This window comes from Kitasatospora sp. NPDC092286, assembly GCF_044755565.1.
GTDB lineage: Bacteria > Actinomycetota > Actinomycetes > Streptomycetales > Streptomycetaceae > Kitasatospora.
Genome location: NZ_JBIVRD010000016.1, coordinates 141,073 through 162,012 on the forward strand (window position 1 = coordinate 141,073; position 20,940 = coordinate 162,012).

At 73.2% G+C, this 20,940-nt stretch carries 20 protein-coding genes; 9 read left to right on the forward strand and 11 right to left on the reverse strand.

The window, feature by feature from the left end; genetic code table 11:
• Window positions 1–234: 234 nt before the first annotated feature.
• Together ACIQIB_RS18755 and ACIQIB_RS18760 are read right to left on the reverse strand one after the other, a co-directional pair.
• A complete protein-coding gene (locus ACIQIB_RS18755; RefSeq protein ID WP_400759093.1) occupies window positions 235–897 on the reverse strand; it encodes a response regulator in 663 nt (220 codons plus the stop codon).
• Entirely contained in the window at window positions 894–2,183 is a 1,290-nt protein-coding gene (locus ACIQIB_RS18760) for a sensor histidine kinase (RefSeq protein WP_400759096.1), read from the reverse strand. Before ACIQIB_RS18760 ends, ACIQIB_RS18755 begins: the two co-directional genes overlap by 4 nt.
• Before the next feature lie 325 nt (window positions 2,184–2,508).
• On the opposite strand from ACIQIB_RS18760, the gene ACIQIB_RS18765 reads away from it, so the two are divergent.
• Both ACIQIB_RS18765 and ACIQIB_RS18770 read left to right on the forward strand, forming a co-directional pair.
• Window positions 2,509–3,999: a dienelactone hydrolase family protein gene (locus tag ACIQIB_RS18765; RefSeq protein ID WP_400652323.1), complete on the forward strand. Its 1,491-nt coding sequence runs from the start codon at window positions 2,509–2,511 to the stop codon at window positions 3,997–3,999.
• A gap of 267 nt (window positions 4,000–4,266) precedes the next feature.
• Window positions 4,267–4,863 carry a PadR family transcriptional regulator gene (locus tag ACIQIB_RS18770; protein ID WP_400659763.1) on the forward strand — a complete coding sequence of 199 codons (597 nt, stop codon included), beginning with the start codon at window positions 4,267–4,269 and terminating at the stop codon, window positions 4,861–4,863.
• 49 nt (window positions 4,864–4,912) lie between these two features.
• Here ACIQIB_RS18770 and ACIQIB_RS18775 read toward each other — a convergent pair whose 3' ends face one another.
• On the reverse strand, window positions 4,913–5,116 hold the full coding sequence (locus ACIQIB_RS18775; RefSeq protein ID WP_363610111.1) for a hypothetical protein: 204 nt from the start codon (window positions 5,114–5,116) through the stop codon (window positions 4,913–4,915).
• A gap of 26 nt (window positions 5,117–5,142) precedes the next feature.
• Complete coding sequence (locus ACIQIB_RS18780) at window positions 5,143–5,373, reverse strand: hypothetical protein (protein WP_363610005.1); 231 nt, start codon at window positions 5,371–5,373, stop codon at window positions 5,143–5,145.
• 416 nt (window positions 5,374–5,789) lie between these two features.
• Here ACIQIB_RS18780 and ACIQIB_RS18785 point away from each other — a divergent pair, with 416 nt between their 5' ends.
• The gene (locus ACIQIB_RS18785) at window positions 5,790–6,491 is read left to right on the forward strand and encodes a bifunctional DNA primase/polymerase (protein ID WP_363610003.1); all 702 of its coding nucleotides are present in this window, start codon (window positions 5,790–5,792) and stop codon (window positions 6,489–6,491) included.
• 55 nt (window positions 6,492–6,546) lie between these two features.
• On the opposite strand, the gene map is transcribed toward ACIQIB_RS18785, so the two are convergent.
• The gene (map, locus tag ACIQIB_RS18790) at window positions 6,547–7,392 is read right to left on the reverse strand and encodes a type I methionyl aminopeptidase (RefSeq protein ID WP_363610001.1); all 846 of its coding nucleotides are present in this window, start codon (window positions 7,390–7,392) and stop codon (window positions 6,547–6,549) included.
• Between the two features lie 103 nt (window positions 7,393–7,495).
• Between map and ACIQIB_RS18795 the strand changes: the two genes are divergently transcribed.
• The gene (locus ACIQIB_RS18795; protein ID WP_363609999.1) at window positions 7,496–7,726 is read left to right on the forward strand and encodes a hypothetical protein; all 231 of its coding nucleotides are present in this window, start codon (window positions 7,496–7,498) and stop codon (window positions 7,724–7,726) included.
• A gap of 11 nt (window positions 7,727–7,737) precedes the next feature.
• Here the strand turns inward: ACIQIB_RS18795 and ACIQIB_RS18800 are convergent, their stop codons facing one another.
• Window positions 7,738–9,099, reverse strand: a complete 1,362-nt coding sequence (locus ACIQIB_RS18800) for an MFS transporter (protein ID WP_363609997.1) — start codon at window positions 9,097–9,099, stop codon at window positions 7,738–7,740.
• Window positions 9,100–9,219: 120 nt separating this feature from the next.
• Window positions 9,220–9,825 carry a hypothetical protein gene (locus ACIQIB_RS18805; RefSeq protein ID WP_363609995.1) on the reverse strand — a complete coding sequence of 202 codons (606 nt, stop codon included), beginning with the start codon at window positions 9,823–9,825 and terminating at the stop codon, window positions 9,220–9,222.
• 47 nt (window positions 9,826–9,872) lie between these two features.
• On the opposite strand from ACIQIB_RS18805, the gene npdG reads away from it, so the two are divergent.
• A complete protein-coding gene (gene npdG, locus ACIQIB_RS18810; protein WP_363609993.1) occupies window positions 9,873–10,565 on the forward strand; it encodes an NADPH-dependent F420 reductase in 693 nt (230 codons plus the stop codon).
• 94 nt (window positions 10,566–10,659) lie between these two features.
• On the forward strand, window positions 10,660–10,845 hold the full coding sequence (locus ACIQIB_RS18815) for a hypothetical protein (RefSeq protein ID WP_363609991.1): 186 nt from the start codon (window positions 10,660–10,662) through the stop codon (window positions 10,843–10,845).
• A gap of 45 nt (window positions 10,846–10,890) precedes the next feature.
• Here ACIQIB_RS18815 and ACIQIB_RS18820 read toward each other — a convergent pair whose 3' ends face one another.
• Entirely contained in the window at window positions 10,891–11,706 is an 816-nt protein-coding gene (locus ACIQIB_RS18820; RefSeq protein ID WP_363609989.1) for a site-2 protease family protein, read from the reverse strand.
• A 166-nt stretch (window positions 11,707–11,872) separates the two neighbouring features.
• On the opposite strand from ACIQIB_RS18820, the gene ACIQIB_RS18825 reads away from it, so the two are divergent.
• On the forward strand, window positions 11,873–15,232 hold the full coding sequence (locus tag ACIQIB_RS18825) for a BTAD domain-containing putative transcriptional regulator (RefSeq protein ID WP_363609987.1): 3,360 nt from the start codon (window positions 11,873–11,875) through the stop codon (window positions 15,230–15,232).
• Window positions 15,233–15,343: 111 nt separating this feature from the next.
• Here the strand turns inward: ACIQIB_RS18825 and ACIQIB_RS18830 are convergent, their stop codons facing one another.
• The 3 genes from ACIQIB_RS18830 to panB form a co-directional block, all read right to left on the reverse strand.
• Window positions 15,344–16,156, reverse strand: a complete 813-nt coding sequence (locus tag ACIQIB_RS18830) for an ABC transporter permease (RefSeq protein ID WP_363609985.1) — start codon at window positions 16,154–16,156, stop codon at window positions 15,344–15,346.
• Window positions 16,153–17,172, reverse strand: coding sequence for an ATP-binding cassette domain-containing protein (locus tag ACIQIB_RS18835; protein WP_363609983.1), 1,020 nt, complete (start codon window positions 17,170–17,172; stop codon window positions 16,153–16,155). The genes ACIQIB_RS18830 and ACIQIB_RS18835 overlap by 4 nt, the downstream gene beginning before the upstream one ends.
• 178 nt (window positions 17,173–17,350) lie before the next feature.
• On the reverse strand, window positions 17,351–18,220 hold the full coding sequence (gene panB / locus ACIQIB_RS18840; protein WP_363609981.1) for a 3-methyl-2-oxobutanoate hydroxymethyltransferase: 870 nt from the start codon (window positions 18,218–18,220) through the stop codon (window positions 17,351–17,353).
• A gap of 259 nt (window positions 18,221–18,479) precedes the next feature.
• On the opposite strand from panB, the gene ACIQIB_RS18845 reads away from it, so the two are divergent.
• Both ACIQIB_RS18845 and ACIQIB_RS18850 read left to right on the forward strand, forming a co-directional pair.
• Complete coding sequence (locus ACIQIB_RS18845) at window positions 18,480–20,105, forward strand: MFS transporter (protein ID WP_363609979.1); 1,626 nt, start codon at window positions 18,480–18,482, stop codon at window positions 20,103–20,105.
• A 172-nt stretch (window positions 20,106–20,277) separates the two neighbouring features.
• On the forward strand, window positions 20,278–20,910 hold the full coding sequence (locus ACIQIB_RS18850) for a TetR/AcrR family transcriptional regulator (RefSeq protein ID WP_363609977.1): 633 nt from the start codon (window positions 20,278–20,280) through the stop codon (window positions 20,908–20,910).
• The last annotated feature ends 30 nt before the right edge of the window (window positions 20,911–20,940 follow it).

Genomic DNA, 20,940 nt, shown 5'->3' on the forward strand with positions numbered 1-20,940 from the left:
GCGCCGGCGCGGACTCTGGAGGATCTGCCCGAGTTGCTGGACCGGTTGCGGTGCGCGGGTGCGGTGGTGGAGCCGGAGCGGGGACGGGCACGGGGGCGGGTGTCTTTCCGACGTCCGGGCACGGTCTGCCGGGGCTGGCCGACCCTGCCGGCACCCCCGTGACACTCCCGGTACCCGCCCGTGCAGCGCTGGTGACGCCCGGGGCCGAGGACATCGCCGTTGGCTCCGGCGGCGTCAGGCCGGGTGGATGAGGCGGCTTTCGTAGGCGAAGACCACGGCCTGTATCCGGTCGCGGAGTTCGAGCTTGTGCAGGATTCGCCCCAGATGGGACTTCACGGTCGCCTCCGCGAGGTACAGGGTGGCCGCGATCTCGGTGTTGGACAGGCCGCGGCCCACCTGGACGAGCACCTCGCGTTCACGGGCGCTGAGCCGGCTCAGCCGTTCGTCGCGGTCGGCGCTGCTGCCGTCGGGGATGTGCGGGCGGAGGTTCTCCAGCAGGCGTCGGGTGATCCGCGGGGAGACCACCGCGTCGCCCGCGGCGACGCTGCGTATCGCGGTGAGAAATTCCTCGGGCCTGGTGTTTTTCAGCAGGAAGCCCGAGGCTCCGGCGTTGAGTCCGGCGAAGGCGTATTCATCCAGGTCGAAGGTGGTGAGGATCAGCACTCTGCTCTGCGGGGAGATTCTGATGACCTGTCGGGTCGCCTCGATCCCGTCGGTCCCGGGCATCCGGACGTCCATGAGGACGATATCGGGGCGCAGCTCCCGGGCGAGGCGGATGGCCTGGGTGCCGTCCGCGGCTTCGCCGACCGGTGCCATGTCGGGCTGGGCCTCCAGGACCGTGCTGAAGGCCATCCGGAGCAGCGCTTCGTCGTCGGCGATCAGGATGCGGATCGTCATGCGGACGCCGCTCCGCTGCTGCCGAGGAAGAGGAGGGTATGGACTCCCCAGCCGCCGCCCGGAAGCGGTCCGGCCCGCAACTTCCCCCCGTAGGCGGCCGAGCGCTCGCGCATGCCGGGGATGCCGTGGCCGGATGGTGTGGCGGCGGGAAGTGGCGGGCAGGGGCCGCTGTCGGTGACGTCCACGGTGACGGTCTCGGTTGAGCACCGTATCCGGACCTTCGCGTGTGTGCCGGTGGGTGTGTGCTTGAGGGAGTTGGTCAAGGCTTCCTGTACCAGGCGGTAGACGGTGAGTTGTGCGGTGGCGGGTATGTGGGTGTGGCCGCCGTGGACCTCGAGGCGGGTCGGCAGCCCGGCAGCGCACATCTGGTCGGCGAGGGTCTCCAGTTGTGCGATGCCGGGCAACGGGTGGCGCTCCGCGTCCGGTTCGTCGGTCCGCAGGATGCCCAACGAGCGCCGCATGTCGGTCAGGGCCTGTCGGCCTGTCTCGGAGACCTGGAGCATCGCGGTGGTGGTCCGGTCGGGCGACCGGTGCTGCGCGTAGACGGCGGCGTCGGTGAGCGCGACCATGACGGACAGGTTGTGGGTGACGATGTCGTGCATCTCCCGGGTGATGCGTGTCCTTTCCTCGGCGACGGCCAGTCGCGCCTGCTGTTCCTGTTCCTGCTCCAGGCGTGCGGCCCGTTCCTCCAGGGCCGCGAGGTAGGCGCGCGTGGTCCGCACATTCACACCGAGGACGGCGGCGGCGACGGCCATCGCGGTGACCGCGACGAAGGGGGTCAGGAATGCGCCTTCCGCCGCCCAGCGCAGGCAGGCCAGAAGGACCCCGGCCTCCACGATGGCACCGGCGACAAGCGTGCCGCGCCGGCCCGAGTTCGCGGCCGCCGTGTAGAGAGCCACCAGCAAGGCGATGTCCGCCGGCAGTTGGACGTCCATCAGCCACTGGACGAAGGCCGCGGCCGCCACGGCGCCGAACACCGTGAGCGGGGCCCGGCGCCGCCACACCAGGGGCAGCGCAAGGGCGGCGGTGAGGGCCACGGCCACCGGCAGCTCCTGCGGCGCGCGTGTGGTCACGACGTTGAAGAGGAGAAGCGTCGGCAGCAGCGAGTCCCACACCACGGGCGGCAGCCGGGAGCCCCAGCGCCCGGCGGCTGTCACCAGTCGCGCCGCTCGTGCGGAGGCCAGGTCGGCGTACCCGGTCAGCCGTAAGGCTGTCCTCGCCCACCGCACCCGGTCCCGGTGGCGTACCCGGTGGGCATGGCCGGGTTCCGCGGCCGCCTCGGTCATCACACGTCCCTGTCGATTCGGCATCATGGTGGCCCCGGCCAGGGCTGCCACCGCGTACAGCCGGATCCGGGTCGAGTACGGGGAACGTACGCCTCGCGCTGCCCGGCACGTACCGCAGCCCTGTCACGGTAGGCCGCGGGCCCCGCGAAGCACATGAGCCCACCGTCTGATGGCACCGTGCCGGGATACGACCGCAGGAGGAGTCCCGCCACCTCCCGTGGTCGCAGGGCGGCCGCTGATCCGGCGTGCTCGATTGCTGCTCCGGTTGCACGGGGACCCGCCACGGATCGCGACCCCGGTCGCACACGATGGCGACCCGGGATCGATGTGGCAGCGCATACCCGGCGCCGAGTATGGCCGGGTGACCGAGATCATCGCGGGACTGTACATGTCCCCCCTGGAAATCCTTGCCTTGCTGGGCGCCGTCGCACTGGTGGTGGCGCGCTGGCTTCCCCCCGCCGCCCGCCCACGCGTCACGATCGTGGCGGGGGCGGTTCTCGTGCTGTCCGCGGTCCTGCTGAGTGCGGCGGGGATCCGCTGGCAGATGCTGCCGGTACTGGCAGGCGCTGCCTTCGCGTTGCCGTTCGCCTTCTCTCCCCTGCTGCGACGCCGTACCGGCCGGCCGGCGTGGCGGGCCCGCTGGTGGCTGGCGTTGCCGGGATCGGTGGCCTGCGTCGGCCTGGTCGCCACGGGCCCGGTGGCCGCCTGGGCCTTTCCCGTACCCGTGTTCCCCGAGCCGTCGGGCGACTTCGCGGTCGGCACCCGCGTGGTGCAGTGGACCGACCCGGGCCGCCCCGAGACCTTCACCGCCGATCCGGACGACCGGCGCACCGTCGTGGTCCAGCTCTGGTACCCCGCGCAGAAGAGCCCCGCAGGCGCGCAGCGGGCCCAGTACCTCGGACGCACGGAGGCCGAGGCGCGCACCGTCTCCGACGCCCTCGCCCGCGGAGTCGGCCTGCCGGGCTTCCTGGTCGACGGTGTTCCGCGTGCCCGCACCCATTCGGTCTTCAACGCCCCGGTGGCCGGTGGGGGCGAACGGTTCCCGGTCGTGCTGTTCTCTCCCGGGTCGGGCGGAGTGCGCACCCAGAACACCGCCTGGGCGGAGGAACTGGCCAGCCACGGCTATGTGGTCGCCGCCCTCGACCACCCGTACGACTCCGCCGCCGTCGTCCTCGCCGACGGCCGGACGATCACCACCGAGACCGCCTCCAGCGGCGACCCGGACGAGGACGACAAGCTGGCGGCCGACTGGACAGCGGTCCGAGCCGCCGACCTCAGCTTCGTCCTCACCCAGCTGGACAGTCTGGACCGAGGCGAGATCGCCGGCCCGCTGAGCGGACGCCTGGACACCAGCCGGGTCGCGGTTACCGGCCACTCCATGGGGGGTGCTGCCGCCCTGCAGGCGGCCCGGCAGGATCGCCGGTTCGACGCCGTCATCGATCTGGACGGCTACCCCCACGGCCCCACCTCGCCCTCCCTCGACCGGCCGACGCTCGCGCTCACCCAGGCCGTCACCCCGGGAACCGACCCGCGCTACGTACCCCGCCTCACCGAGGTGCTCAAGTCCAGCACCGCGACGAGCTACCGGCTCACCATCCCCGGCGCCGCACATCTCACCTTCATGGACGGCCCCCTGTATCTGCCGCCCGTGCCCTCGATAGTCGGCTCCCTGGGCCGCACCGAGAGCCCGCGCGTCGTCGCCGCAGCCACCCTCGCCTTCCTGGACGCCGTTCTGCAGGACAAACCCGGCGACCTGGCGGGCGTTCTGCCGGCCTACGGCAACCTCAGCGTCTACCACCCGGACAACGGCCGCTGATCAGCCGTTCCGGGGCACGTACGACTGCCGGACGAGGACGACGAGATCATCGACCCCGGACGGCCGCGCTCGAACCGCTGGTAGGCGGACCGTGTCGGGGAGCGTTGACGAGCGACAGTCACCGATATATCGTCGAGATATCGAGACAGTTACTCGACGACTGTCCGGACAGACCGGGAGGTGGGCGCGATGCGCTCAGGGAGGCGATTTCGTGAGGAGGGCCCGCGCGGCGGACGGCGCCGTGGACCGGGCCCGGAGTTCGGGGGGATGCCCGGGGAGGGGTTCGAGGGCCGGGAGGCGTTCGGCTCCTTCGGGCCGCTGTTCGGCGGGGGCGGTCCGGGCCGTCCGGTCGGCGGGCCGTTCGGTCACGGCTTCGGCGGGCACGGCGGGCGCGGGCACGGTCCGCGTGGCCGGCGCGGCGGACGGGCCCGGCGCGGGGACGTCCGGGCGTCGCTGCTGGCGCTGCTCAAGGAACGGCCGATGCACGGCTACGAGATGATCGCGGAGATCACCGAGCGGACCGGCGGGGCCTGGCGGCCGAGCCCGGGCTCGATCTACCCCAACCTCCAGCTGCTGGAGGAGGAGGGTCTGATCACCGCCGAGGAGGTCGGTGGCAAGCGACTGGTCTCGCTCACCGAGGCCGGCCGGGCCCAGGCCGAGGCGGGGCCCGCCGAGCCGTGGGCGGAGGCCGGCCGCGAGGTCGACTGGGAGGCCGTCCAGGAGGTCGATCAGGCGCTCGGCGCGGTCGACCACGCGATCCGGCAGGTCATGGCGACCGGCACCGAGGCGCAGCGCGCCAAGGGTCTGGCCGTGCTCAACGAGGCCCGCAAGAAGCTGTATCTGATCCTCGCCGAGGACGCCTGAGCCGAGGACGCGTGACCGGTCGGGGCGAGCGGGCGGGCGGTGCCGCCGCTCAGGGGCGGATGGCGAACAGCCCCAGGCACACGAGCAGCAGCACCGCCCAGCCGAACCAGAGCCAGCCGTCCGATCCGAAGGCGGCGCAGTAGGCGCCGACCACCACCAGCAGCGCGGAGGTCAGCCAGACCGCCTGCCGGTTGCGGCGCGTCGCAGCCCGGGGTGTCGCCCTGGGGCGGGGGTGTCGTACGGTCTTCGCCATCGCCGTCCTCCCGGGGGGATCGGCGGTCACCCGGAGGCGCGGTCGGTGGCCGCCTCGTCGAACTCGTAGCGCCAGAACCAGCCGGCACCCCGCTGCTGCTTGGCCCTGACGTACACCAGTGTGCGCGCCGGACTGTCCCCGTGTGAGGGAACCGGCACCTTGTACGTCCTGGGCACGCCGTACATCGGCCCCAGGGGGATCGGCAGGATCCGGCCGTCCAGGGGGCCGCCGACGAATTCGGTGTCCGCGCTCTTCACTCCACCAGGGTCTCACCTCGCCGCGATTCCCCCGGCGGCCCGGGTCGGCGAGGGGGAGGGGTGGTGGCGGGCCGGTGGCGGGAGTGTGACCGGAGAGGCACCGCCCCCGGTCATCCGCAGGCCCCGCGCACCCTTATCCTTCCTGTACGCCCTCGGGGTTCACCCGGGTCAGCGGGCCTGTACGGGCCGGGTGAGGCGCACATCGGCGCGCCCGCCGAGGCGCAGCCTGCGTGCTGCCGCGACTCCGTACCGTGACCCGGCGTCGGCCGTCCGGCAACCCCGGGCACCGGTCGGCAGGGCGCGGACGACAGGGCCGAGCACCACCCCGGGAAGCAGCGGGGGGCGCCGTGCGTTGCGTCCAGTGGTACGTCGAATGCTGTGTCACACCAGGCATGGCAGTGCGCGGAAGGGGCCCGATGGAAGCCGGCAGCAGGTGGACGACCTGGTGGCAGAAGCGTGAGCGGCAGCGGGCCCGGTCGGGTGACGTGGACAGCCCCGCCGCCAGACTGGACCAGCTGCTCGGCGCCGTACGCGCCGGTTTCCCGCTCGCACCCGCCGCGCATCCGGCCGGCTACCGGTGTTCCTGTGACCGGGTGGCCTGCCCGGCCCCCGCCCAGCACCCGGTCTCCTTCGCCTGGCAGACCCAGGCGACCACCGACCCGGAGCAGCTCGCCCGCTGGCTCTCCCGCGACCCGCGGGCCAACTTCGTCACCGCCACCGGCCGCGCCCACGACGTGCTGGACGTGTCGGCCGAGGCCGGCCGGCTCGCCCTGGAGCGGCTCGCCGCGCTGGGCGTCGAGGGCCCGGTGGCCGCCGTCGGCGAGGACCGCTACCTCTTCTTCACCGCCACCAGGGGCACCCCGGTCGACGAGGACGAGTGGTGGCCGAGCGCGCTGGACTCCACGCCGGACACCATGTCCGAGCACCCCGGTCTGCGCTGGCACTGCCGCGGCTCGTACACCCTGCTGCCGCCCGCCGCGCTGCCGGACGGCTCCGAGGTGCGCTGGCTGCGCGGGCCCGAGCAGCCCCTGCCGGACCCACTGCGCGTCCTGGACGTGCTGACCGACGCCTGCACCGAGGTGGGCGCGGTCGCCGAGGAGCAGTGGCTCATCGGCTGAGGCCCGCGCCCACCGGGGGTCGCCGCGACGGCCACGGCTACGGTCGCCGCGACGGCTACGGCAGGGTGAGGATCTCCGCGCCGTCGGCCGTGACCACCAGCGTGTGCTCGAACTGGGCGGTGCGCTTGCGGTCCTTGGTGACGACCGTCCAGCCGTCCGCCCAGATCTCGTAGTCGTAGGTGCCCAGGGTCAGCATCGGCTCGATGGTGAACGTCATCCCGCGCTTGATCACCTCGGTGGCCCGCTCGCTGTCGTAGTGCGGGATGATCAGGCCGGAGTGGAACGACGTGTTGATGCCGTGCCCGGTGAAGTCCCGTACCACGCCGTAGTCGAAACGCTTGGCGTAGGACTCGATGACCCGCCCGATCACGTTGATCTGGCGGCCTGGCTTGACCGCCTTGATGGCCCGGTTGAGCGCCTCCCGGGTGCGCTCGACCAGCAGCCGGGACTCCTCGTCCACATCGCCGCACAGATAGGTGGCGTTGAGGTCGCCGTGCACCCCGTGGATGTACGCGGTGGCGTCGATGTTGACGATGTCACCGTCCTGGAGGACGGTCGAGTCCGGGATGCCGTGGCAGATCACCTCGTTGATCGAGGTGCAGACCGACTTGGGGAAGCCCCGGTAGCCGAGGTCGGACGGGTAGGCGCCGTGGTCGCACATGTAGGTGTGGGCGACGGCGTCCAGCGCGTCCGTGGTGACGCCCGGCGCGATCAGCTTCGCGGCCTCCTCCATCGCCCGCGCGGCGATCCGGCTCGCGATCCGCATCTTCTCGATGGTCTCGTCGGTCTGCACCTCGGGCCCGGTGTAGGGCGTCGGTGCGGGCCGGCCGACGTACTCGGGGCGGGCGATGTGCGCCGGGACCTTGCGGGTGGGGGACTGGATGCCGGGTACGAGAGCCATGGCCGCGAGTCTAGCCGCCGGGCCGGACCCGGCCGGGGGTGTGCGGGACAGGTGGGGCCGGGGAATGATCGGTATGACGCATCCGTCGACGGGAGTGACCACCATGCCCCTGGGATTCCATCGCAAGCCGACCGGCAAGCCCGGTGAATGGTTCTACTGCATCAAGCACGCCAAGGTGGAGGAGGGGCCGGAATGCCCCGCCAAGGACCGCCTCGGCCCGTACGCCAGCCGCGAGGAGGCGGCCCACGCGCTGGAGATCGCCGACGAGCGCAACCGCGAGTGGACCAGTGACCAGCGCTGGAACGACAAGCCCGCGGACGGCGACGCGCGGTAGCCGGCCCGGCCTCAGGCGGCCGGCCCGGCGGCGGCCGCCCCCTGCCCGTCCTGCTCACGCTCCGACCTCTCGGCCTTCTCGTGTTCGGCGCGGACGGCGGCCGCGTGCGGGTCGGTGCGGTCGTCGTAGGCCAGCAGGCTGGGCAGGGCGGCGGCGAGGGCGAGCACACCCACCACGCACGCGATCCCGCCGGCCCAGACCGAGGCGCGGACGCCGACCAGCCCCGCCATGCCGCCGGCCCGGACCTGCCCGAGCTGCGGGCCGATCGAGTAGCTGAGCAGCTCCACCCCGGCCATCCGGCCGCGCACCCCGTCGGGGATGGACTGGTTCCACATGGTGGAGCGGGCGATGCCGCTGATCTGGTCGGCGCCGCCGGCCAGGGCCAGACAGAGCAGCACCGGCCAGACGCTGCCGGACAGCCCGGCCAGGGCCATCGCCGTGCCCCAGACGAGCGCCGCGACCACCAGGAGCCGGCCGTGCCGGTGGATCCGTGAAGTCCACCCGCTGGTCGCCGAGACCAGCAGCGCGCCGACCGCCTCGGCGGCGTACATCGGGCCGAGCGCCCAGTCCGCGCCCAGCTCCGAGGCGAGGAACGGGAAGATCGCCACCGGGAAGGCGAACAGCATCGCGCAGGTGTCGATGGCGTAGGTGCCCAGCAGGTCCTTGCGGCTCCAGGCGTACCGCACCCCGGTGAGGACGGCCCGGACGGAAGGCTTCTCGGCGCCGGTGGGCGGCGGCACCGCGCGGATCCGGGCGAGCAGCAGCAGCGAGGCACCGAAGGTCAGCGCGTCCAGCGCGTACGCGGTCTGCACCCCGGCGAACGCCACGATGATCCCGGCCAGCGCCGGGCCGATCACCGAACCGGCGTTGCGGTACAGGGAGTTGAGCGCGAAGGCGGCGGTCAGCTGGTCGTGCGGGACGATCCGCGGGGTGAGCGAGTCCAGCGCCGGGCGCTGGAGGCCGTCGGCGGCGGCGACCAGCGCGGCCACCAGGTAGACGGGCCAGAGCAGCGGGGTCGGCAGCAGCGCGTTGAGCAGCAGCAGACCGGTGAGCAGGGCGAGCCCGGCCTCGGAGAACAGCACCAGCCGGCGGCGGTCCAGCGCGTCGGCGAGGGCGCCGCCCCAGAGCCCGAAGACGATCAGCGGCACCAGTTCGAAGGCGCCGACCAGACCCACCGCGAAGGACGAGCCGGTGAGCTCCTTGATCTGCATCGGCACCGCGACATACGTCAGATAGCTGCCGAGGCTGGTGACGCACCCGGAGAGCCAGAGCAGCCGGAAGTCCGGTGAGGAGTGCCAGGGGGCCAGGTCGGGGCGGAGGGAACGCAGGAGCGTCCGCAGCCGTCCGTGCGGGGGTGGTTCGGCGTCGTTCACGAACGGACATCCTCGGCCGCCCGTGCCCGCCGCCGCAACGGGTTTTTCCCGCCGGGAGCGGTCGTCGGCGGGCCGGTGCGGTGCCGGTGCCGGGGGCCGTCGGCGGGCCGGGCCCGCGGTTCACCAGCGGCTGATCGCGGGCCCGGCGGTGAGCCGCCCGGCGAGGTCGGCCAGCCGGCCGAGGGCGGAGCGGCGGGCCGCCGGCCGCCCGGCGGCGGCGCTGACCAGGTGCTGGGCGAGGTCGAACGGCTCCTCCTCGGCCGTTCCGACCGCCAGCCGCTCGTGCGCGAGGCCCGCCAGCTCACCGGCGGCGGCGGGACCGGCGCCCTCCAGCGCGAGCACCGTCGCGCCCTGGCGGCGGGCGTCCTGCACCCGCTCCAGCAGCGGTTCGCCGGCCGTCGCCGGGGCCACCACCAGCACCGTGGCGCCGCGCCCGGCCCCGGTGAGCCGCCCCAGGTCCTGCGCCAGATGGGCCGGGGCCCGGGCCGGCACCCGGTGGCGCAGCAGGGTCGGCGCCAGCCGGGGGACGTCCGACCAGGCGGCCTCGTCCCGCAGATGGGCGGCCAGGTGCCAGGGCTCGTACGCCTCGGTGCCGACCAGCAGAAGTTCGCCCGCACCGCGCCGGGAGACCGCGTGCCGCAGCGAGCCGGCGAAGCCGCCGACCGCCTCCAGCCAGCCCGTTCCCGCCAGGCGCTCCCCGAGTGCCGAAACTCTCACCGCGTCCATGCGGCCCAGAATGCCGCGCGGGACCGGGTGTTTGACAGGATCGGCCCATGACTTCCCTCGATTCAGCGACAAACCCGGCCCATGAGCTGCCGGACGTCTCGCAGCTGGTGGTCGGTGTCCTCGGCGGCACCGGCGACCAGGGGCGGGGGCTGGCCCACCGGCTCGCCAAGGCCGGCCAGCAGGTGATCATCGGCTCCCGGCACGCGGCCCGCGCGGAGGCCTCGGCCGCCGAACTCGGCCTCGGCGTCCGCGGCGCCGACAACGCGGCCACCGCGCGCGACAGCGACATCGTGATCGTCGCGGTGCCGTGGGACGGTCACGCCGCCACCCTCTCCGCCCTGCGCGAGGAGCTGGCCGGCAAGATCGTGGTGGACTGCGTCAACCCGCTCGGCTTCGACAAGCAGGGCGCGTACGCGCTGGTGCCGGAGGAGGGCAGCGCCGCCCAGCAGGCCGCTGCCCTGCTGCCGGACTCCCGGGTCACCGCCGCCTTCCACCACCTCTCGGCGGTGCTGCTCCAGGACGAGTCGGTGGAGCGGATCGACACCGATGTGATGGTGCTCGGCGACGAGCGCGCCGCCACCGACGTCGTACAGGCGCTGGCCGGCCGGATCCCGGGGATGCGCGGCATCTTCGCGGGCCGGCTGCGCAACGCCCACCAGGTGGAGTCGCTGGTGGCGAACCTGATCTCGGTCAACCGCCGTTACAAGGCGCACGCGGGCCTGCGGATCACCGACGTGTGACACCCCCGGCGCCGGCCTCACCCCTGGACCGCGTCCGGAGGTGAGGTCGGCGACAATGGGGGCCGACCGTTTCCGGCCCTAGGAGCCCTTCGCCATGCCCCGCACGTCCCGCTACGCCCTGATCGTCGTCGTTCTCGCGGTCGCCGCCGCCGTGGTCTCCCTGGTGCAGGGCTTCTGGCTGGGCCTGATCTGGATCCCGCTGGCGGGCGTGGCCAGCAACGTCCTGTGGCTGAACCTGCGCCGGGCGAAGCTGGCGAAGGCCGCGGCCGAGCGCGCCTGAGGCCCCGCGCCCAGGCCCCGGCGCGCTGGTTCCTACCGAAACGCGCTAGTTCTTCCAGAAGGTGAACAGCTCCCGGCCGAACACCGCGTACGCCCGGTCGACGCCGAACACGTCCATCAGACCGTAGACGGCGTCGAAGAAGAAACGGTTCACCTCCGGCTGCCACAGCAGGGCGAACACGGCCAGCATCCCGTACGGCGCGAACGGCTCGACCGCGCGCCTGGTCCCGTAGGAGAGCCAGGGCTCGATGATCCCGTAGCCGTCGAGACCGGGCACCGGCAGCAGGTTCAGCAGGGCCGCGCTCAGCTGCAGCATGCCGAGGAAGCCCAGCGCCAGGGCGAGCGGCGAGACGGCCAGCTCCTGGCCGTGCCAGACGGCGTGCACCTTCGGGTCGTCCAGCCAGCCCGCGCCGACCGGGACCAGCAGCAGGGCCGCGCAGACCACGTTGACCAGCGGGCCGGCCGCCGAGATCAGGCTGTGCTTGAGCCGCCCGCTGATCCGGTGCCGCTCGATCCAGACCGAACCACCGGGCAGGCCGATGCCGCCGAGGATCACGAAGACGATCGGCAGGACGAAGCTGAGCAGCACGTTCGCGTACTTGAGCGGGTTGAGCGTCAGATAGCCCTTGGCGCCGACGGTGAGGTCGCCGCCGTGCATCGCGGTGCGCGCGTGCGCGTACTCGTGCAGGCAGAGCGAGACCATCCAGCCCGCCACCACGAACAGGAAGACGCCGAACGAGGCGTTCCCGTAACCCGCGTAGACGGCCCAGCCGGACGTGCCCAGGATCGCGAGGAGCGCCCAGAACACCGGACTGATCCGGCGCTCCTCGCTGCGTGAGCGCTGCGTTGCGGCGAAGGTCATGGTGTGGGTGCTCCGGGAGTGTCGGGGGTGCGGGCAGAGGACCGATCATGCCGGGCGGGCCCGTCGCCGGACAAGCCGTCCCAGGTGAACGTACGGCAGCCCGGTCCCGGTTCCGGACGGGGACAAATGTGCGTGCGCACCGGCGGGCATCGACCAGAATGGGCGGGTGCACTACGGCATCCTCGGAACCACCACGGCCCACCATGACGACGGCACGCCCGTCCCGCTCGGCGGAGCCCGGCTGCGGGCGCTGCTCACCGCGCTGGCCCTGCGGCAGGGGCGGCCGGTCCCGGCCGACCTGCTGGTGGACGAGGTGTGGGACGCCGAACCGCCGCAGGACTCCTCCGCCGCGCTGCAGACCCTGGTCGGCCGGCTGCGGCGCACCATCGGCCGCGCCGAGGTCGGCTCCGGCCCGGCCGGCTACTGGCTCACCGACCCGCGGACCGACCTGGCCGAGTTCCAGCGGCTCTCCACCGAGGGCCGCCGGGCCCTGGAGAACGGCGACCACCCGCTGGCCGCCGAGCGGCTGCGGGCCGCCCTGGCGCTCTGGCGCGGCCCCGCCCTGGCCGACCTGCCCGACCGCGGCGGCCCCGCCACCCGGCTGGAGGCGCAGCGCGACGAGGCCTGCCGGCACCGCATCACCGCCGACCTCGGCCTCGGCCGGGCCGCCGACCTCACCGCGGAGCTGGCCGAGCTGTGCGAGCGGCAGCCGCTGGACGAGTCGCTGCAGTACCTGATGGTCCGGGCGCTGCACGAGAGCGGCCGCACCGCCGAGGCGCTGCGCCACTACGAACGGACCAGGCGCGCCCTGGCGGACGAGCTCGGTGCCGACCCGGGCCGCCGGCTCCAGCTGCTCCACGCCGAGCTGCTGGCCCCGGCGGACCGGCCCGAGCAGCCCGCGGCCCCCGTGCGGCCCGGGCCGCCGCCGGAGGCGCCCCCGGCCCGCAGCGCGGGCAATCTGCGCGGCCGGCTCACCAGCTTCGTCGGCCGGGAGAGCGATCTCGCCGCCCTGCGCGCCACCCTGACGGGCAGTCGGCTGGTCACCCTGACCGGTCCCGGCGGCTCCGGCAAGACCAGGCTCTCGGTCGAGGCCGGCCGCGCCGAACAGGCCGCCGGGTCCTGGCCGGACGGCGTCTGGCTGGCCGAGCTCGCCCCGCTGGAGAGCCCGGCCGCCGTCCCGGCCGCGGTGGTTTCCGCGCTCGGCCTGCGCGAGACCCTCCTGCACACCGGCGGCATGGTCGCCGAGGTGATCGAGCCCCGTACCGACGACCCGGTCCGCCGGCTGGTCGAGCACTGCGGCCGCCGCCGGATGCTGCTCGTCCTGGACAACTGCGAGCACCTGGTCCAGGCCGCCGCCGACCTGGCCGACCGGCTGCTCGCCGAGTGCCCCGGCCTGACCGTGCTCGCCACCAGCCGCGAGCCGCTCGGTGTCCCCGGTGAGACCGTCCTGCCGGTCGAGCCGCTGCCCGACCCGGTGGCCCTGCGCCTGCTCGCCGAGCGCGCCGCCGCCGCCCGCCCGGGCTTCGACCCGCGGCGCGAACCGGAGGCCTGCGCCGAGATCTGCCACCGGCTGGACGGCCTGCCGCTGGCCATCGAACTGGCCGCCGCCCGGCTGCGGGTGATGACGGCCCGCCAGATCGCCGACCGCCTGGACGGCCGGTTCGCCCTGCTCACCGCCGGCAGCCGCACCCTGCTGCCGCGCCAGCAGACCCTGCGCGCGGTGGTCGACTGGAGCTGGGACCTGCTCGGCAAGCGCGAACGGGCGGTCCTGCGCCGGCTGTCGGTGTTCGCCGGCGGCTGGACGCTGGAGGACGCCGAGGCGATCTGCGCCGACGACGCCGACGTCCCCCGCGAGGAGGTCGCCGACCTGCTGCTCTCGCTGGTCGACAAGTCCCTGCTGGTCGCCGACCTCGGCGGGGGCGGACCGCCGCGCTACCGGATGCTGGAGACCATCCACGAGTACGCCGTCGAGCGGCTGGCCGGGGCGGCCGAGCGGGACGAGACCGAACGCCGCCACGTCGCGCACTTCCGCGCGCTGGTGTGCGCCGCCGAGGAGCGCATCCACGGGCCGGAGCAGCTGGACTGGCTGGCGGTGCTGGAGCGCGAGCAGGACAACATCCGGGCCGCGCTGCGCCGCGCGGTGGACCGCGGCGACGAGCAGGAGGGCCTGGCCCTCGCGCTCGGCATGAGCTGGTACTGGTCGCTGCGCGGCTTCAGCCTGGAGGCCCGGGGCTGGTACGACGCGGTGGCGGCGCTCGGCCCGGACCCGTTCGCCCCGGACGCCCCGCCGCCGGTGCCGCTGGACCGGCACGTGCTGGCGTACGGCCTGCCGATGCCCGAGGGGGTCGCGGCGGAGACCCGCCGGATGGTCGCGATGTACCGGCTGGTCGGCCTGTTCGAGGGGAACCTGGAGGTCCTGGGGGACCAGGAGGCGATAGCCATCTCGCAGCGCATGATCGACGTGTACACCCCGGAGCTGCCGCAGGGGTACCGGTTCCCCGGGCTGATGCGGGTGTTCGGGGCCTTCCTGGTCGGCCGGCTGGACCTGATGAAGGAGCTCCTGGAGGACGCGGTGGAGGGCTGCCGGGTCCACGGCGGGCCCGGTGACCTGGCGTTCATCCTGCAGGTCCGGGCCAAGGTGATGAACGACTGGCCGGGCGGCCTCGAACAGAGCGTCCGGGACGGCGAGGAGTCGCTGGAGCTGTACCGCCGGAGCAGCGACCTCTGGGGGATGTCCCAGGCCTACGCGGCCCGGGGCGAGTCGATGGCCAACCAGGGCCGGTCGCGGGAGGCCGCCGACGCGTACCGGCGGGCGATCGAGCTGGCCGAGGAGCTGGGCGCCCCGCAGGAGGTGCCGATGCTGCGGGTGCATCTGGGCAGTGCGCTGCTGGAGGAGAGCCTCGACGAGGGCGAACGGGTCATCCGGGCGGCCCTCGTCTCCATCGACGGGCCCGGGCCCAACCAGGCCGCCAACGGCGCGCTCCTCTTCGGCCGTCTGATGCTCTGTGGGATCCATGCCCAGCGCGGCGAGTACGAGCAGGCGCTGGCCGAACTGGAGCTGCTGGACCAGGGCCGGGTCGGCGCGTTCGCCCCCGGCCTGGTCGGCGGGCTGCTGACGACCACCCGGGGCTGGATCCTGGCCCGGGCCGGCGATCCCGAGCAGGGGCTCGAACTGCTCCGGCGAGGGCGGTCGTTGCTGAGCTCGATGCACACCGCCAGCGGCTTCGGCGAGCACATGACGGTCATGGTGGCGCCCGCGGCCGTCGGCGTGCTGCAGGCCTTCGCCGAGCGCGACGGCGATCCGGAACCGGCCCGTCGGGCCGCGGTACTGCTGGGTGCGCACGCCGGGCTGAACGGTCCGAAGGGCAGCTACCTGGACCGCCGGGAGCGGGAGCGCGCCGAGGAAGGGCTGCGCGCCCTGCTCGGGGACGAGGGTTACGAGGCGGCGCTCGCCGAGGGCCACGGCCTCACCCCGGTGCAGACCGCCGAGCTGCTGGACCGGCTGGTCGTCCCGCCCACGGGCTGACCGGCCGTCCGCTCCCGGCCGCCCCGGGAACGGGCCGGGAAAGGACCGGCCGGCCGGCCTCGGGGCCCGTCCCCCCCGAAGCCGGCCGACCGGTGGATCGACGGCCCGCGGTCACGTCCGCTTGCGGAACCGGGCCACCGCGAGCGGTGCGAAGACCGCGGTGATGCCGGCCGACCAGACCAGCACGATCAGCACCGGATGGGCCACCGCGCCCTGGCCGTTGAGCAGGCCGCGGCAGGCGTCGGCGAGCGCGGAGAGCGGGTTGTACCGGGTGAAGGCCTGCAGCCAGCCCGGCATGGTGTCGACCGGGGCGAAGATCGAGCTGCCGAACTGCATCGGCATCAGGACCAGCATCGAGACGCCCTGGACGGCCTGGGCGCTGCGCAGCGCCATGCCCAGCAGCATCGAGATCCAGACGACCGACATCCCGAAGAGCAGCGACAGGCCGATCGCGGCCAGCAGCTCCAGCGGGCCGGTCTTCACCTCGAAGCCGATGCAGAGCGAGAAGACGATCATGATGGTGAAGGAGAGCAGGGCCCGGCAGGTCTCCGCCGCGATCTTGGAGAGCAGGACGGAGGCCCGGCCGATCGGCAGGGTGCGGAAGCGGTCCATCACCCCGGTCTGGAAGTCGCTGTTCAGCCCGGTGCCGACGGCCATCGCCAGGGTGATGCCGGTCTGCCCGAGCAGGCCCGGGATCATGTACTGCTTGTAGGCGTCCTGGTTGCCGGAGACGGCTCCGCCGAACACGTAGACGAACAGCACGGTGAAGATGATCGGCATCAGCACCGCGTCGAACATCGACTCCGGGTCGGCCTTGATCCGCATCAGGTTGCGGCGGGTCAGCGCGCCGATGTGCCGGAAGGTGCCGGCCAGACCGATCCGGCTGTCCTCCGCCCGGGCGGGGGCGAGTGTGGCGGTGCTCATGCGACGGGCTCCTTGACGAGGCGGGGGGCGGTGTCCGCGGCGGCCGCGGGCTTGCCGGTGATGGTGAGGAAGACCTCGTCGAGGCTGGGCACCTTGGTGTCGATGCCGGCGATGGCGAAGCCCCGGGTGCCGAGCACCCCGACCACGGCGGTGAGCTGCTTCTCCCCGGTGATCGGCACCGAGAGCAGGCCGGTGTCGGCGGAGAAGGTGGCGGTGACCCCGGTGTCGTGCAGGCAGCGGGCCATCTCGGGCAGCTCGGCCGGGTGGGCCGGGCGGACCTGGAGGGTCTGGCCGCCGACCCTGGCCTTGAGTTCGGCGACGCCGCCGGCGGCGATCACCCGGCCCTTGTCGATCACGGTCAGCTCGTCGGCGAGCTGCTCGGCCTCCTCCATGTACTGGGTGGTGAGCAGCACGGTGGTGCCCTCGGCGACCATCCGCTGCACCTCGTCCCAGACCTCGTTGCGGGTCCGCGGGTCCAGGCCGGTGGTGGGCTCGTCCAGGTAGAGCACCCGGGGGCTGCCGATCATGCTGGCGGCCAGGTCGAGGCGGCGGCGCATGCCGCCGGAGTAGGTCTTGGCGACGCGCTTGGCGGCGTCGGTGAGCGAGAAGCGCTCCAGCAGCTCGGTGGCGCGGGCCTTGGCGTCCCGGCGGGAGAGGTCCAGCAGCCGGCCGATCAGGTAGAGGTTCTCGTAGCCGGAGAGCAGTTCGTCGACGGAGGCGTACTGGCCGGTCAGCCCGATGGTGCGGCGCAGCTGCTTCGGCTGGCGCAGCACGTCGTAGCCGCCGACGACGGCGGTGCCGGCGTCCGGCTTGATCAGGGTCGACAGGATGCGGACCAGGGTCGTCTTGCCGGCCCCGTTCGGGCCGAGCACACCGAGCACGGTGCCTTCGCGGACGGTGAGGTCGACACCGTCGAGCGCTTTGGTGGCGCCGTAGTGCTTGACGATGCCGTGGACCTCGACGGCGTTGCCTGCGGCGGGCCCCCGGTCGTTCGGGGCGGTGGCGATGCGTGTCATGCCTTCAGGCTGTCCGGTCCCGCTGTCAGCGGTCTGTCGCCGCCCGGTCGGACCGGTCGGCCCGCTGTCGGTTCGCTGTCGGCTCGCTGTCACGGCGCCGTCGGCGGGTGCCGGGAGACGACAGGAGCCCCGCTCCACGGGGAGCGGGGCTCTGCTGTCGGCGGCGTCCGCCGGCCGGTCAGTGGAAGGTGTGCTCCGGCGCCGGGAAGGTGCCGGCCGTCACCTCGGCGGCGAACTCGCGGGCGGCGTCGCCGAGTACGGCCCGCAGGTTGGCGTACTGCTTGACGAACTTGGGCACCCGGCCCGCCGTCATGCCGGCCATGTCGGTCCAGACCAGGACCTGGGCGTCGGTGTCCACGCCCGCGCCGATCCCGACGGTCGGGATCGCCAGCTGCTCGGTGACCTGGGCGGCCAGTTCGGCGGGCACGGCCTCCAGCACGACGGAGAAGGCGCCGGACTGCTGGACGGCCTTGGCGTCGCGCAGCAGCTGGTGGGCCGCCTCGTCGCCGCGGCCCTGGACGGGGTAGCCGCCGAAGGCGTGCACGGACTGCGGGGTGAGACCGATGTGCGCCATCACCGGGATGCCGGCCTCGACCAGCAGCTCGATCGAGCGGGCGCTGCGCTCGCCGCCCTCCAGCTTGACGGCGCCGACCCCGGCCTCCTTCATCAGCCGGGCCGCGTTGTGCATGGCCTGGGCCGGGGACTCCTGGTACGAGCCGAACGGCAGATCGGCGACGATCATGGCGCGCTTGGTGCCGCGGACGACGGCGGCGGCGAGCATCACCATCTGATCCATGGTCACCGGCACGGTGGTCTCGTAGCCGAGGTGGCAGTTGCCGGCCGAGTCGCCGACCAGCAGGACGGGGATCCCGGCCTCGTCGAAGACGCCGGCCGTCAGGGCGTCGTAGGCGGTGAGCATCGACCACCGCTCGCCGCGCTGCTTGGCCGCGGCGAGATCGCGGACGGTGACGCGGCGGTTGGTGACCCCGCCGTAGAGGGTGGTGGTCGACGCCTGGTTCTGGGCAGGCGAAGGCGAAGAAGCGTTCATCGAACGGGCTCCTGAAGGTTTGTCGTCTCGTGGCGCCGTGCGGCGTCCCCGGATCACCTCCATGCTTGCACGCCTCGGCGCGGGCGCAAAGAGGCGTGCGCGCCGTTCGGTGCGATCTGCCGCACACCGGTCTTTGCCCGGTCTTTACGAAACGGAGTCGTCTCGTATCGAAAGTCGCGCTACTCTGGTCCGGGGGTTACGAGACGTATGCGACTCGGAAATTCCCGCCAGTGTCACGCCACCACGGACGGGAACACCAATGACCACCGCAGCCGCGCCACCCCGCGTGCCGGAAGCAATCCACCGTCGGCGCTGGGCCATCCTGGGCACCCTGGTGCTCGCCCTGCTCGTCGTCGTGCTCGACAACTCGATCCTCAACGTCGCGATGAAGACCATCGCGTCCCCGGCGCCCACCGGTCTCGGCGCCAGCCAGAGCGACCTGGAATGGTCGATCAACTCGTACACCCTGGTCTTCGCCGGGCTGCTGTTCACCTCGGGCCTGCTCGGCGACCGCTTCGGCCGCAAGCGCGCGCTGCTGGCCGGCATGGTGGTCTTCGGCGTCGCCTCGCTGCTGTCCGCGCTGGCCGCCTCGCCGGGTGAACTCATCGGCTACCGCGCCCTGATGGGCGTCGGCGGCGCGCTGGCGATGCCCGCCACGCTCGCCATCATCATGAACGTCTTCGACCGTTCCGAGCAGCCCAAGGCGATCGGCATCTGGGCCGGCGCGGTCGGCCTGGCCATCGCGATCGGCCCGATCACCGGCGGCCTGCTGATCGAGCACTTCTGGTGGGGCTCGGTCTTCCTGATCAACGTCCCGATCGTGATCGTCGCCCTGGTCGCGATGGTGCTGCTGGTCCCCGAGTCCAAGGACCCGAAGCCGGGCCGGCTCGACCCGGTCGGGGTGCTGCTCTCGATCATCGGCCTGGTCTCGCTGATCTACGGCATCATCAAGGGCGGCGAGCTGGCCGACTTCACCGCCGTCGGCGCCTGGGTGCCGATGCTGGTCGGCGTGGTGGCCCTGGCCGCCTTCGTCTGGTTCGAGAAGCACACCGCGCACCCCGCGCTGGACGTCACCTGGTTCCGCAACAAGGTGTTCAGCGCCTCCGTGGTCGTGGTCGGTGTGGTCTTCTTCGCGCTGATGGGCGTCTCCTTCTTCGGCGTCTTCTACATACAGAGCGTGCGTGGCTACAGCGCGCTCCAGGCCGGTCTGCTGATGCTGCCGCTGGCCGCCGCGCAGCTGCTGTTCGCCCCCCGGGCCCGGCTGGTGGTCGACCGCATCGGCATCCGCGCCACCTGCGCCGGCGGCATGGTGCTGATCGCCCTCGGCTTCCTCGGCTACCTGCTGCTGGATGTCACCACGCCGATCTGGGTCCTGATCGTGCTCGGCCTGCTGATGGGTTCGGGCATGGCGCACGTCATGCCGCCGGTCACCGTCGCGATCATGGCCTCGCTGCCGCGCGAGAAGGCCGGCGCCGGCTCGGCGATCAACAACACCTTCCGCCAGGTCGGCGGCTCGCTCGGGGTCGCCGTGCTCGGCGCGGTGCTCTCCACCGTCTACCGCGACGGCATGGCCGACAAGCTGGACCACCTGCCGACCGAGGCCCTGCGGGAGAAGGCCGGCGAGTCCCTGGAGGCCACCCGGGCCATCGCCGGGAAGCTCGGGCCGCAGGGCGCCGAGCTGATCGGTCCGGCCAACGACTCCTTCATCAACGCCATGCACGTGGTGGCCGGAATATCCGCCGGCGTCACCGCCGTCGGTGCCCTGCTGGCCTGGTTCCTGCTCCCTGGCCGGATCACCGGCGGCCCCGGCGGGGCCCCGGCCGCCGCCGAGCAGACGGCGGGCGGCTCCGGGCCGGCCCGGGAGACGGAGGCGGCGGGCGCCTGACCTGCGGTCGCTGGGCGAGAATGGGGCCCTGTCACTCCGGGTACGTCTGGGGCGGCAGGGCCACCGTCGGTGCCACGCGGCTACCGCCGGGCCCCGTCCACGGACGACAATCGGAAACGGAACGGCTCCGCGCGTCCGCGAACGCCCGGAACACGCAGAGAGAAGAGCGGGGATGAAGACGGACACCACGGCCGAGACGCCCTGTGCCGCCCCGCGCCGGGGCCGCCCGCGCAGTGAGGCGGCCGAGCAGGCGATCTTCACCGCGGTCGAGGAGCTGATGGCGGGCGGCACCACGCTGTCCGAGCTGACCATCGAGGGCATCGCCACCGCCGCCGGAGTCGGCAAGGCCACCATCTACCGGCGCTGGCCCAACAAGGAGGCCCTGCTGGTCGACATGGTCAGCCGGCTGGAGGCCCCGGTGCCCGATTCGACCGGCGACTCCGTCCGGGACGACCTGATCGCGATGATCGAGTACATGCGGATCCGCGGTCTGGCCAAGCGCTCCCGCTGGGTGCTCAAGGCCGCCCTCGGTCAGATGCACAGCTGGCCCGAGCTGCACGCCGCCTACCGCGCCCGGGTGATCACGCCGCGCCGGCAGATGGCGCAGAAGGTGATCCGGCGCGGCATCGCCGAGGGGGCGCTCCGCTCCGACCTCGACGAGGAACTGCTCGGCGACCTGCTGCTGGGCCCGATCCTCGCCCGCAGCGTGCTCTGGGACGACTCCGACCTGGACGATCCAGGGCTGGCCGCCCGGATGATCGACGCCCTGCTCAGCGGGCTCGCCCCGCAGCCCGGGAGCCGTTAGGGCTCGTCCGCGGCCGTCGGGCGTGGCATG